Annotated in this window: 14 protein-coding genes; all 14 read right to left on the minus strand. The window is 39.2% G+C overall.

All coding sequences use genetic code 11. The annotated features are described in order from the left end of the window. Nucleotides 1–165: 165 nt before the first annotated feature. Nucleotides 166–915, minus strand: a complete 750-nt coding sequence (locus MMB68_RS06950) for a glucose 1-dehydrogenase (RefSeq protein WP_221784791.1) — start codon at nucleotides 913–915, stop codon at nucleotides 166–168. A 21-nt stretch (nucleotides 916–936) separates the two neighbouring features. Then, nucleotides 937–1908: a DHH family phosphoesterase gene (locus MMB68_RS06955; protein WP_221784790.1), complete on the minus strand. Its 972-nt coding sequence runs from the start codon at nucleotides 1906–1908 to the stop codon at nucleotides 937–939. Nucleotides 1909–2244: 336 nt separating this feature from the next. Further along, nucleotides 2245–2793, minus strand: coding sequence for a 6-phospho-3-hexuloisomerase (gene hxlB / locus MMB68_RS06960; protein ID WP_221784789.1), 549 nt, complete (start codon nucleotides 2791–2793; stop codon nucleotides 2245–2247). After that, on the minus strand, nucleotides 2793–3428 hold the full coding sequence (gene hxlA, locus MMB68_RS06965; protein WP_221784788.1) for a 3-hexulose-6-phosphate synthase: 636 nt from the start codon (nucleotides 3426–3428) through the stop codon (nucleotides 2793–2795). Before hxlA ends, hxlB begins: the two co-directional genes overlap by 1 nt. A 102-nt stretch (nucleotides 3429–3530) precedes the next feature. Then, the gene (locus MMB68_RS06970; RefSeq protein ID WP_221784787.1) at nucleotides 3531–4541 is read right to left on the minus strand and encodes a LacI family DNA-binding transcriptional regulator; all 1011 of its coding nucleotides are present in this window, start codon (nucleotides 4539–4541) and stop codon (nucleotides 3531–3533) included. A gap of 101 nt (nucleotides 4542–4642) precedes the next feature. After that, nucleotides 4643–5287, minus strand: a complete 645-nt coding sequence (locus tag MMB68_RS06975) for a bifunctional 4-hydroxy-2-oxoglutarate aldolase/2-dehydro-3-deoxy-phosphogluconate aldolase (RefSeq protein ID WP_221784786.1) — start codon at nucleotides 5285–5287, stop codon at nucleotides 4643–4645. A gap of 26 nt (nucleotides 5288–5313) precedes the next feature. Beyond that, nucleotides 5314–6594, minus strand: coding sequence for an MFS transporter (locus MMB68_RS06980; RefSeq protein WP_013083743.1), 1281 nt, complete (start codon nucleotides 6592–6594; stop codon nucleotides 5314–5316). 2 nt (nucleotides 6595–6596) lie between these two features. Continuing rightward, nucleotides 6597–7556, minus strand: coding sequence for a sugar kinase (locus tag MMB68_RS06985; protein WP_155010033.1), 960 nt, complete (start codon nucleotides 7554–7556; stop codon nucleotides 6597–6599). Next, nucleotides 7553–8296: a sugar phosphate isomerase/epimerase family protein gene (locus MMB68_RS06990; RefSeq protein WP_221784784.1), complete on the minus strand. Its 744-nt coding sequence runs from the start codon at nucleotides 8294–8296 to the stop codon at nucleotides 7553–7555. The genes MMB68_RS06985 and MMB68_RS06990 overlap by 4 nt, the downstream gene beginning before the upstream one ends. 157 nt (nucleotides 8297–8453) lie before the next feature. Then, nucleotides 8454–9182: a hypothetical protein gene (locus tag MMB68_RS06995; protein WP_221784783.1), complete on the minus strand. Its 729-nt coding sequence runs from the start codon at nucleotides 9180–9182 to the stop codon at nucleotides 8454–8456. A gap of 131 nt (nucleotides 9183–9313) precedes the next feature. Next, nucleotides 9314–10774, minus strand: a complete 1461-nt coding sequence (locus MMB68_RS07000; protein ID WP_221784782.1) for a phytoene desaturase family protein — start codon at nucleotides 10772–10774, stop codon at nucleotides 9314–9316. Continuing rightward, the gene (locus MMB68_RS07005; protein ID WP_221785108.1) at nucleotides 10771–11877 is read right to left on the minus strand and encodes a glycosyltransferase family 2 protein; all 1107 of its coding nucleotides are present in this window, start codon (nucleotides 11875–11877) and stop codon (nucleotides 10771–10773) included. Before MMB68_RS07005 ends, MMB68_RS07000 begins: the two co-directional genes overlap by 4 nt. Continuing rightward, nucleotides 11877–12587: a lysophospholipid acyltransferase family protein gene (locus MMB68_RS07010; protein ID WP_221784781.1), complete on the minus strand. Its 711-nt coding sequence runs from the start codon at nucleotides 12585–12587 to the stop codon at nucleotides 11877–11879. Before MMB68_RS07010 ends, MMB68_RS07005 begins: the two co-directional genes overlap by 1 nt. After that, a complete protein-coding gene (locus tag MMB68_RS07015) occupies nucleotides 12584–13351 on the minus strand; it encodes a carotenoid biosynthesis protein (RefSeq protein ID WP_221784780.1) in 768 nt (255 codons plus the stop codon). Before MMB68_RS07015 ends, MMB68_RS07010 begins: the two co-directional genes overlap by 4 nt. Nucleotides 13352–13578: the final 227 nt, after the last annotated feature.

Below are 13578 nucleotides of genomic sequence, written 5' to 3' on the forward strand. Positions count from 1 at the left end.
AATTCGAGATATTAAACCAAAAAAATATTAATTGAAATTTAATTACTTTATGTAACTTACTTTACAATGATTATTTTGTTCTGTCAAGCGAAAATTATTATCTTTTTCTTTTCTTGATTATATGAAAAAAGACTGCTAAATACGGCAGTCTTTTTTCGTAGATGCTTAATGTTCATAAATCATCTTTCGCGTCATTCCCCCGTCTACTACGAGGTTAGCTCCTGTTACAAAATCATTTTCGACGTTTGTTAAGTACATACACGCTCTTGAGATATCGGCTGGCGTTCCTACCCGATTAGACGGATGCTGCGTATGATCGATTTCACGAAGGCCATCGTAGTCAGATGTCTCAATCCATCCTGGAGAAATAGCATTTACCGTGATGTTGTCATCACCAAGCGAAATGGCAAGTGCATGAGTTAAAGCAACGATTCCTCCTTTTGTAGCAGCATAGGCTTCTGTATCTGGTTCAGACATTGAAGCTCTTGTAGAAGCTAAGTTTACAATGGAGCCTCCGCTTTCGTTTTTCCTCATCACTTTAGCTGCTTCGCGAGAACATAGAAACACGCTGCGCAGGTTCGTATTGATAATGTCATCCCATTCATCAATGGTTAGCTCATACGGTGATTTCCAGCGGGAAACGCCTGCATTATTAATCAAAATATGTATCGTTCCATACGTACTGAGCGTTTTTTCAACGAGATGTAAAATGTCGCTTTCTTTTCGGACGTCTGTTTTTACAAAAATGGCTTCTCCGCCTTGTCTTTGAATAGCTTCTGCGTGACGCTCGCCTTCGGTTTCGTCCACATCTGCCAATACCACTTTTGCTCCTTGTTTTGCGTATGCGCGTGATACATCTTTTCCTATTCCATTCGCAGCTCCGGTAACAACAACAACTAAATCTTTAAATGACATATCATCTCCTCCTTATACGCTTTATTCACTTTTTTCTTCGTCTTTAAACAAGTGATCCGTGACGAAAAGAGCAAACGTTTCAGCCGTTAACTTGCATCCAGAAGCTTTTGGGTGACCTCCTCCTCCAAGGTGCCCAACAATTTCGGCTAAGTTGATTTCGTCTTTTACTGCACGGAAGCCAATCTTTTGGCGTCCCATGTCCACCATAACGGAAAAGTCGATATCTTCGTTTTCTAGACACAGTGCATTTCCTAGCTCAGACTGATATGTATCTGCAAATACAATGCCTACGTTGTACGCTGTTTTAGCAATTTCAACACTTTCTTTTATGATTTGTTTTTGCTTGTCGTAAATATATTTTTCAATCTTTTTTTCTTCTGCTTCTAGTAAAATTTCGTGTTTGTCCGTAAACGTAAATTCTTGATTTTCAGTATGGTACGATTCACGAAGCGTTTCTAGAATGGTCTCTTTAAATTCTTCATGCGGGATTAGATAATATAGGTGATTGAGGCGCTTTGCTTTCACATTATTTTCATGAAACCAGTCCCACGTATCAAATAAGCGCACAAGTTCTACATATTCATCAAGCAACTCCGTTTTTTGAAGCATGTTGTTGCGCACTAAGTAGTCGTAGAAAAGAGATGTAGCTGCTGTCTTTTTACCGTTTTCGTCTTCTGCAATAACATGAACCCAATCGTATTTCTCAGCTAGTGGAAGAGCAGAGATATGATGGTCAATAAGAGTGATTTTCTGGCCTTTTTTTACCAGTTCATTTAATTTTTCCGCTACTTCATCGTTTACGCTAATATCCGTTATGTATAAAGCTGTGTCTCCATCGTTTTCTTCTTCAATAAAATGCGTCACTGTGTCATTGATGCGGCCAATGCTTACCGTGCTGTAATCAAAGTTGTTGTCGCCAAACGCTAACCGACCCAACAGTGCTGGACTTACCCCGTCTAAATCGTTATGTGAAATTAATTTTATTTTTGTCATCAATCAAAACTCCTTTATTTTCAGTCGCCTTAGTATATGTACCGGCTTGTATATTATAGCAATTTCAACATAAAAATGCTGTTATTTACTTTGAAGAGAAGGAATATCTTCGCAATAAACAAAAGTGAAGTAAACGTTTAGACTTACCTGTATCAAAAGAGAGTGAGACATAACTACATCGATTCAATCAACAGCTAGAAGCAACTACACACATGAAACCTACGCTCACCAATACCAATAAAAAAATCCGAACGAATGTGATTCTCCATCAAGAATCTCGACTCATCGTTCGGATTTTCTTTTAACCAACCTACTTTTGTTTCAGCCTATTTCCACTTACTCTAAATTGCTGTGCTGTTTAAACGCCTGTTCATGATCCGTTTGGTTCAAATTCCCGTATTCTAAGCAAATCGTATCAAACACAACATGAGCACATTGATCAAACAATGAACCAAGCGGCTGAATAGAAGCGGCTTCATTTTCGCTTCGGTATTTGGTTGCAGCGGGAATGTGCATCAGCTCATCAGTATGAGCAGTTAATGGTGATTCTGTACTAGCTGAAATGCCGATAACTGAACATCCTACTTCTTTGGCTTTTTTAGCTACGCTCACCACTTGCTGTGTTTTTCCTGAACCAGATACAGCCACCAATAAGTCACCCGCTGCAATCGAAGGAGTAATGGTCTCTCCTACAACGTATACTGTCGCACCTAAATGCATCAGTCTCATCGCAAATGATTTGCCCATTAACCCAGAGCGACCTTCGCCTATAACAAAAATTCGTTTCGCTTGGTAAAGTGAAAACGCTACTTCTTCTATTTGCGGTTCTTTTATGTGATTCATTACGGCTGTAATTTCATGTAAAATCGTTTGTGTTTTTGTCATTATACGTTCCCCCTGCTCATAAATAAGTCTTGAAATTCAGCAGATGCCTTTGCCACATCCGCACTTTTTGTAATCGCTGATCCAATAATCGCGACGTCCGCTTTCATTTGAAGTAATGATGCTGATGAGGCTGGATTAATTCCTCCTGCTACTGCTATTTGCGCATCTGAATGAAAATACTGCCGCAAATTTATTTGACTCAGCGATTTTCCTTCTTTTTCTTGCTCGTCTTTGCTGATATGATGGCAAAAAATAGCGCTTCTATAAATACTTACTTGCTTTTGCGAGCTGCTTGAAGTGTTTAATAAATCAATCATCATTTTTTTATTCCATTTTTCGCTTACATTTGCACACGTCTCTATCGTGGGTAAAGGTGATACGCCCATTACTGTTGCTATATCTGCTCCTGCTTGATAGCACATGGTAAACTCATACTCTGCGTTATCAATCGTTTTGATATCTGCTACAATCGTCTTGTGCGGAAATGCCTGTTTGATTTTATAAATGCTTTCAATTCCATACTCTTTTATAAGAGATGTACCTACTTCAATCCAATCAACAGAGGGTTCTGCCAGCTTGGCAAGGATAATAGCTTCTTCAATTGTGACGCGATCTAATGCTAATTGTATCTTCATCTTTCTTCTCCTCACTTTCTAATAAACCGGTTTAGTAACAACGTAAAAAAAACGAATATTTTGATGAGCTAAAAAGAGCACGCCATAGGCGCTCTTTTTAACTTAATACGACAACGTTGTTTCTCGAATAATTAATTCACATTCATACTGGTACTCTTCATAAGCTATCTTTTCTTTCAAAATTTGTTTAATAAGTAAATCTGCTGCTTTTGTTCCCATGTCAAAAGCAGGCTGCGAAATCGTCGTAACGGCAGGCGTTGCTACATCTGCGTAAGGAATATTATCATAAACAATTAAAGATAAATCATTGGGGATATTAAATCCGTGTTGCTTAATAAATTTCTGCACTTCAATGAACACTAAATCGTTTCCAGCCAGCAGCGCTGTCGGCGGATTATCGGCTGCAAATAGCTTATCCAGCGCTTTTTGCATGTCCGCTTTTTTGCAGTTAATAATCATGGATTCATTTACAGACATATTGGCTGATATTAACGCTTCTTTGTACCCTTCTACACGTTCAATCCGGGGTGTAATAGTTAAGGGTTCTGTAATAATCGCTATATGCTTATGTCCAAGCTCGAGCAGATGCAAAATAGCCTGTTTTGTGGCTTCTTGGTTGTTCGCCACTACGGATGGAATTTTTCCTTTTACATCATGAATTTTACGGTCCATAATAACAACCGGATATTCTTCTTTGATCATCTGCTCATAAAGAGAAGTATTGGCACCCGTTGGAAATAAAATAAGGCCATCTACTTGCTTTGCTTTTAACATATTAATATATTTCTTTTCTTTATCAGGGTCATCATCTGCGTTGCAAATGATGGCATGTATATCTTGCGAATGGCAATAGTCTTCAATGGCACGAATGACTTCCGTAGAAAATCTGTGCATAATATTGGCAACAATAATCCCAATCATCGACGTTCGCTTTTGTTTTAAGCTCCGTGCTAGATAGTTGGGCTGATAGCCCAGTGTATCAATCGCTTCTTTAATTTTCTTTCGTGTTTCTTCGCCCATATATTCATACCGCTTGTTAATGTATTGTGATACGGTGCTTTTGGAGACATTTGCTGCTTTTGCAACGTCCAGCATAGTAACTTTTTGCATCATGATCCGTCCTTTTCATTCAATCCCTAAAATTATGCTACTCCTAGTGTAAACGAAAAAAACGAAAAAGGAAAAGCCTTCTTGCTAGCAGAAGGCTTTATTTATTAAGCGTACGCAAGCCTAGCTTCTTGAATTTCATGAGTAAAACGTTTCGCTTCTCTTGTTACTTGAAGTAAGTATTCAGGAGTTGGAAGCTGCTTGCCATCTACTAATGTGCTTCCTGCTCCAATAGCAGCTGCTCCAGCTTTAATATAAGCTCCCGCATTTTCAGCCGTAACGCCGCCCGTTGGCATTAATGGAATGTGAGGAAGCGGTCCTGCTATATTTCTAAAATAAGCGGGACCTACTACGCTTGCCGGGAAGACTTTAATCATATCTGCGCCGCATTCATACGCTGTTAGTATTTCAGTAGGTGTAAAAGCGCCCGGAACGCTAATGACTCCGTATCTTTTAGCCGTTTTAATTGTTCGTTCGTTCACCGTAGGGGAAAAAATAAATGACGCTCCTGCCATAATGGCAATTCGTGCTGTTTCTTCGTCTAGAACAGTTCCTGCTCCAATAAACATTGAATCGTCAAATTCATTTTTCAATTCTTTAATAACCTCTACGGCAGCAGGGTTTTCCATTGTGATTTCTAGATTTGTTACTCCGCCTTCTTTTAACGCGTAGGCAAGCGGAATAATTCGCTCAGCGCTTGCTCCTCGAATGACCGCTACAATACCGCTACTTGTAATTTTCTCAATATGCATCTCAATTCTCCTTTTCTATCATTACATTAAGCCGTTGTTTCAACTGGCTTCACACTCTGAACTTCTCTTGGCTTTTTCGTTGCGACAATGGTTAAAACTGCCGCAAGGAATAATGATCCAGCCATAAAGATATAGGAAGCGCCAAACCCTCCTGTTGATCCATTTAAAAATCCTACAATATAAGAACCGGCAAATGAACCAAGTGCCCCCATGCTATTGATTAAAGCCATCGCTCCTCCGGCAACATTACGCGGTAAAATTTCAGGAATAATCGCAAAGAACGGTCCGTACGGAGCATACATCGTTCCTCCGGCGATAACGAGTAAAGTAAAAGAAAGCCAGAAGTTGCTTGTGCCAACTAAATAAGATCCGTAAAAGGCAAGAGCTCCTACTAATAAGAACGGCCATACAAATGCGCTTCGTTTTAAAAACTTATCTGATAGATATGAAACCGTTAACATTAGTACGACTGCTAATACGTAAGGAACGGACGCTAACCACCCTGTCTTCACTATACTCATGTTAGGCGCTGCTTTAATAATAGACGGCAGCCACATAACAAATCCGTAGACGCCAATACTCCATAAAGCATATTGAATGCTTAATAAAATGACAGTACGATTTTTGAAAGCTTCTTTATAGCCTTTAACAGGTTTGATTCCTTCTTGTTCTTTTTGCAGCGCATCGTGTAAATCTGCTTTTTCTTTTTTCGACAGCCAGCCTGCATCTTTTGGCTCGTCGTTTACTAGTTTCCACCATAAAAACGCCCAAATAACAGCTGGAAAACCTTCTAAAATAAACATCCATCTCCAGCCAAATGATTCTAGTAAATATCCAGAAACAATTGACATCCAAAGAACGGTTGCCGGGTTTCCTAAAATTAAGAACGTGTTGGCTCTAGAACGTTCTGCTTTTGTAAACCAGTGGCTTAAAAAAACGAGCATAGCGGGCATGACGGCACTTTCCACTACTCCTAAAGCAAATCGAATAACAAACAAAAATCCGACGTGGCTTACCATACCCGTAGCTGTAGCAAGTGCTCCCCATAAAATCAGAGACCAAAAAATCAGCTTTTTGGCGCTTTTATTTTCAGCATAGTGAGCGCCTGGAATTTGGAAAAAGAAATAACCTAAGAAAAAGAGCGATCCTAATAAAGACGAAATACCTGGCGTAATATGAAGATCTTCTGCCAGCCCTGCCGCTGCTCCAAACCCGTAGTTTGCACGGTCTAAATATGCAAGGCTATACGTAATAAATACGATAGGAATTAACCGAAGCCATCTTTTTTTTGCTAGCTGCTGTTTCATTATCACTTCACTCCTTGTTTTTGGAATTCCATATATTTTTGCAACTGCTGTTCAGTTGGATATCCGTCGTTATCTCCAGGACTTTGTACAGCTAATGACCCAATAGCATTTGCTCTCATGACAGATTGAGTAAGAGAATCATGTTGAAGAAGTCCGCTTAACAGCCCTACTGCAAAGCCGTCTCCTGCACCGACTGTATCCACTATTTGTTTCACTTTAATTCCTTCAACCATTCCTTGCTCTCTTGCTGTCTTAAAGAAGGCTCCTTGTTCACCCAGTTTAATAACGACAAGTTCTACGCCTGCATCTAAATAGTAAGAAGCGATGTCTTCTGGGTTTTCGTAGCCGGTTAAGATTTTTCCTTCTTCAATACCCGGAAGAACGTAGTTTGCTTGTTTAGCAGCTTCGTTGATTGTAAAAATCATTTCTTCCTTCGATGTCCAAAGAGTCGGTCGCAGGTTCGGGTCAAAGGAAACCGTTCTGCCAGCTGCTTTCATCGAGGTAAGCGCGTGTAGAGCAAATTCACGCATGCTTGCTGACACAGCAAGCGGTATTCCTGTCATATGCATGTGTTTTGCCGCTAAAAAATAGTTTCGATTAAAATCGCTTGGGTGCAAGTGACTGGCTGCTGAATTTTTTCGGAAGTAACAAACTTCCGGATCTCCCACTTCCACTTTTGATTTAATTTGAAAACCTGTTGAATGTTCGCTATCTACTAGTACACAATCGGTGTTGACCGACTCCTCTTGTAGCCGTTTCATAATAAACGTACCGAAAGGATCATTGCCTACTTTGCTCACCCACCCTGCGCGCAGACCGAGACGAGCGAGACCAATTGCTACATTTGTTTCTGCTCCGGCTAGCTCTTTTGTATAATGCTTAATCTCATACAGCGGTCCTGGTTGTTCTGCCATGAACATCGCCATTGCTTCTCCGAAGGTAATAACGTCTAATGAATTCATTGCACTTCCTCCTGTTCTGCTGCTTGCACCAATGAAATGAAGCGGGGGATTTGTTCCGGTTCATCGATTGGAAACTCTAAAGCTTTAAAAATCGAATGAGAAAACCCTTTCAAAATATCTTTCCACATTTCATTTGAATCGTTTGATATAGAGGTTGTTACTAGCTTTCCGCTATTTTTTATTACGTGTTTAATATGAATATAGCCTACAAAGGACCTTAGCTTTTTGATTGCTTCCTGGGGTCGTTCCTGTACATAAAGCCAGTTACCAATATCAAACGTCATGGAAACAGGAATTTCGTAAGCGTTATCAAAAAATGCGTGCAAAGATGCTATGTTGCCTCCGTGACTGGTTTGATCGTTTTCTACAAATAGACGTAAAGCTGGAAATGCTTCTAATAGCTGCTGTAAATCTGCCATAGGCGATTGGGGCTGATAAAAACCAAGAGAAACTTTTACCCACTGAGCGCCAAGTGATACGGCTTCTTCAAGAATAGCTTTTAATTCTTGTGTGTTTAACTCTCCATTTTCTCTCCACAGTTCAATTGGAGCCGAATATACTGTAAAAAGCGGATATTTTTTTAATTCTTCGGCAATAAGCTCAATCTCTTGATCTACTTTTTTCATTAACTCTCTTCGAATTTCCACTCCATGTACTTGCTGCTCATGTATTTTCCCAATCATGGTGTGCTGAAAGCCTGTTGTTTCGAATGCATTTAACGGGATAATAATACTATTCATAAATCGACCTACCTTTCTTATTATACTAACTAACCACTTACTAAACCGGTTTAGTAAATCGATTTATCTAAATTATAAGACTATTGAAAGCGCTTTTCAAGCTTTTTTTATAAATTATAAAAAAAAGAAACAACACAGCTTTATGCCGTGTTGTTTCTTAGTGATCATCTGTGCTTTTTACTAGATTGCGATCTTGCTGGTAAATATCATAAATCAAAAAGCTAAAGCCATAGTACAAGACCATGATGACAACTGACTTCGTCATGATAAATAAAGCGCCTAGCCCGATACCAACTAACAGCGTCTGGACACTCAAACGGTCACGCTGAAAAGCTAGCTGTGATAGGAAATAACCAATACCAATTAAAATAGCCAACACCCATGTGTTTTCAATGGCTAATACATAGTGACTATATAAATAAAAGCTAGGAAAATAGACGGTGCTTTCTACGAAGCTGGAAATACCGCTGTATGCAAGCCACCACTTTTGCTCTCTTTCTGTTTTAGGAACGGTTGCCTCAATTGACGTGGGCATCTCCTGTTCCACAAAAACCGTTTCTCCATGATCTTTCATCCATTGAAGCATAATGGAAAGAATAATAAAGCCTGCAAAGATTAAAAGCAGCAAATATTCAATCCATGCTGGATACGGAGCCGTCCGGTGAATCGTATCCAGATATACTCCCTGCAATCCTAACATAGAAATTGGAACCCTATGGTATACCATCACCGCAATATAAAATAGTAAAATTAGCACATAAAAAAAGAACTGTTCTTTGTAGTAGCGAATTTTTTTGCCTTCTGAAGTAATTCGCTTAACAGTCACGCTCTCCAAGTACGGACGAATAATGCTTATGATAATAATAAGACACGTAAATACAATCATATAGTTATGTAATCACCTTTTCAACTTCATTATGTAACATTTTTTCCATCCGCGAGAACAGGTGGTTAACAGCCTCTGTCCTTTCTTATAGTACCAAAAAACTAAACTTTTTGACAATCCTGATTTATCAATTAGGAAGATGAAATAAGCGTAGCTACATTGATGCCGCTAATTGTGACCATAGGAGACCCCCCGCCTGGGTGAGTCGTTCCTCCTACAAAATATAAGTTTTTAACATCTTTTGAGACGTTGCTTGGACGAAGAAAACTATCCATTTTCCGGTTTGAACTCACGCCGTACAAAGCACCTTTAAATGCACCGAACGTTTGTTCAATTTCATATGGAGTAACAATTCGTTCATGTACAAGCGAGGGCTCAATATCTAAACCAAACTGAGAAAGCTTGCGATAGACAACTTTTCTGTAAGCTTTCATTTTTTCTTGATTCTCTTCTTTTACAGCAGGGGCATTCACTAAAATAAATAAATTATCACCCGGAGCTACCGTGTTATCGGTATACGAAGAATTACAAACGTAAATGGTAGGGTCGGTTGGAAGCGTTTTTTGCTGAAATAGTTCATAGAATTCCTGCTTGTAATCCTGAGAAAAGTACACTTGATGATGAATCAGCTGAGAAAAGCGCTTCTTAACTGCTGCCATAATCACATAAGCTGATATGGAAGGCTCAAATTCAGCTGTTTTTTTGTTTTTAAAATGAGGTCTATCCTGCTCTTTTACGAGTGCCGGATAGGCTTTTAGCAAGTCCCCGTTTACAATAACAATATCCGCGTCTATCTTTTCTTCTCCATTCACTTCCACTCCGACAGCCCGTTTATTTTTTATGATTATTTCAGTAACGCTGCAGCTTGTATACAGTTTTCCTCCGGCTTTTTGGAACACATGCCCCAGCCCTTTTGCAATTCTAGTATTTCCTCCTTTTACATAGTACACCCCATCATTCATTTCTAAGTGTCCAATCAGTGAAAACGTAGCGGGTGATGTATAAGGTGAAGATCCGATATAGGTTGCATATCGATTAAATGCATTTCGAATGTTTTCGTTTCGAAAAAAACGCTGATGAAACGTATCTACTGTTTCAAACGGCCTTACTTGCAGCAATGCTTTTAATAATGAAGGGTTTGTGTAATCTTTCCACGATGAAAATGTCCGGTAGAAAAATTGGCTTTTTGCAATGTCGTATATTCTTTTTACTTCTTTTAAATAGGCAGGGTATTGCTCCGCAGCAAAGGGATCGAGAAGTTCAAGCTGCTGAATCATTTTTCTTTCGTCTATAGACATGGAAAATTGTGAGCCGTCGGTGAAAAAATTATTCGTATGATGGGTTAGTTTGACAAGAGGCATATAGTCTTCTGGACGTTCACCCGCTTGCTCAAATAACCACTGAAAAACTTCGGGCATTGTAATGGTATTAGGCCCAAAATCAAAAGAATACTCTCCTAGCTGCACAGGCATCATTTTTCCGCCTACATGCTCGTTTTTTTCCACAATTGTGACATCGAACCCTTTTGTTTGAAGAAGAACTCCTGCAGCTAATCCGCCCAATCCTGCCCCGACTATTAGTACTTTTTTCATTGATAATGCCTTCCTTTCCATTCATATCCCTGCTTTTTTCGTTCACGCTTCATGGAATGATTCATCAGCAGCATCAGCACAATTGCCGACGCGGGCATCGTACAAAACAAAAGCCCTTTTTGCTGAGCCGACCGGTCAATTAAAAACCGCTGAAAAAGCATAATGCAAAAAGGAAGAATCCAAAGCATGTTGCCTGTGAATACTCCTGCTATAAAAAAAGGAAGCGGCAGCACATAGTAACAGGCAAAAAAAACGCTTAGTACCCAAACTGCTTTAGCGGAGCGGCCCAGACCTACAAAGATGTTTTTAGCAAAACCGTTCCATACTTCTTCTGTTGTTTCATACATATAACAGCTAACATGAGAGGTAATATTAGCTAAAATGACGCGATGTTTCTTTTGCTTAAAAAGCTGGGCTAGGTGTACATCTTCTACTAGTGAAGATTTGACGGCTTCATGTCCTCCTACGGCCTCGTAAGCTTCTTTTTTTATAAACATAAAAGCACCGTGAGCCGCTGAAGCTTTGCTCATCTTGTTACGATTAGCTACGACAACCGGTAAATAACTAAAAACAACCACATGCTGAAGAGGAACGACCAATGCTTCTAACCACGTTTTTACGGGAAAACGAGGGAAACCTGTTAAAAGAGCGGCTTTTGTCGCTTGTGCTGTGGCTAAAGTATGTTCTAGCGTACGTTCTTTTAGTTCTACATCTGCATCTACAAACAATAAATAGTCTCCATTTGCAGCTTGCGACAGCTGGTGACAGGCATGAACTTTTCCGACCCAGCCCTCTCTCAGCGCTTTTCCGTCTATGATGGTAAACCTCGGATCAGCGTGAATTGCTTTCAACAGCTGTGTTCGTGTTTGATCTGTGGACTGATCGTCTAGTATGACACATTCTAGATTGCTGTACGTTAATCCTTTAATAGAGGAAATGATTCGCTTTACATTTCGTTCTTCATTTCGCATTGGAATCAAAATAGAAATGAGAGGCTGAGGTGTTTTGGAATCCGGCTCGTATCTTTTTAATTTAGGCATTGCTTGAATATTTACAATGGTTAGAAGCAGCATAAAAATAAATAAAAGCATATAGTAAATCATTATTTCACCTTCGCTTTCCACCACGTTAACCATTCACTAAGCGTCTTTTTTCCTTTTAATAAAACCGTAAATTCCTCATCGTTTTCTTGGATTATTTTCTGTTTTTGATGATCGAGCTGAGCAGTGACTGCACCGCCTAGCGTGTTGGTTATCTCTTCTCTTGCCTTAGCTGAGTCGTAAAAAACAGCTTGCCCTACCCAGATAAAAAGCTCCGGTCGCTGATCATGGCGAAACGTATAATAATACGTAATGGGAATAACTTCAATGTCAGAATGCTTCTTTAGAAGAAAAGCAGGTCCTTCAGAAAAAGTTAACGGTCTTTTTTCAAGATGCTCTTCTTTTCCTTGAGGAAAAATAAGCACCGCTTTTTTCTCTTCTAACAGCTTACTGGCAAACCTTAACGATTCCACCGTATGCTTCGGAGACGCTGCATTTACTGAAAAAGCTCCGATTCGTTGAAAAAAAGGAAAATCCTTCATTCCTTGTTCGGACATCATAGCATATAGATCTGTTTTTAATACCGCGTTATTTAAATAAAATGTCACTAAACCGTCCCACCAGCTGGAATGATTAGCAATTAATAAAATTTTTTTATCTTTTGGGAGCCCTTCTATATGTAAATGAATACGATAAAATTGCTTTTTAAGCTGATATGTGACAAACAATTGAAAAAATCGCTCAAATATTGAGTTTTTCTTCGGGTAAATCATAGGCGAGTCTCCTTTTTATACACAATATAAAGGATAAGAAAAGGAATCATTGTCAGCCATACGACAAGCCACAGGCCATTTACTAATGCTACAATTACAAACATCATGACGACTGCACTATACAAAAACACCATTCTTCTTTCCCATACCGGCTCTTCTTCTTTAGAAACCTTAGCTAAAAAGAAATATACGACCAGCTGAATGAAGAAAGACAATAAAAACCAGCCGGAGAAATTTGATAAAGGAATATTATAATAAAAGCTGTCCCCTTCCCACACCCAATATTGTTTAACAACATAGGCAACGGGATCAATAGCCAAATCCATAATAACAGCAAAAAGCGAACTAATGACTGCATAGGCAATTCCACGGACAATAAACGGCAGTTCCATACGTTTCATAATTCCCAGAGCTAATATTCTGCTTGTGATCACAACCATAAACCAAGCTGAACCAATGGTCAGAGGAACCCCTAAAATTTTGGCGCCAAAATCTTTTTCATAATCGTAGGATCCAAATAAAAATCCATACTTAACACCTAGACTTTCGACATAAATAGATGCGCCTGTCACAAATATTGCAACGAGCAGTGCTCGCCTTACTCCATAAGCTTTAGCTAGATAAATAAGAGAAAGAAGACTGCTCAAGTGTAAAAAAACCGCGTTTGCCCATTCTAACCATAAAGGCAGCAAATCGAAGGAAAGCAAGACGACTCCGCATACGTACCAAACGAGAAAAAAACGATAAATACCATTTGTGATCATCCTCTATCCACCTTCTCTCCAGCTTCTTTTTGTCAAAGTGCTATTATATAAGCTTGTACACATTCTCTCCATTTTCAATGTGCTCTTTTTTATGAGTAGTCCCCGCTCTCTTAAAGTTATGTAAAAACAGCCACTGTTAGTACGTTCCCTAAATAAGAGACTTTATTACTTATTTATAAACAAAAATAAAATAAACGTCCATTAAAATCTACTGATGTATAGATTGT

The organism is Priestia sp. Y58, assembly GCF_029522095.1.
GTDB classification, from domain to species: domain Bacteria; phylum Bacillota; class Bacilli; order Bacillales; family Bacillaceae_H; genus Priestia; species Priestia megaterium_E.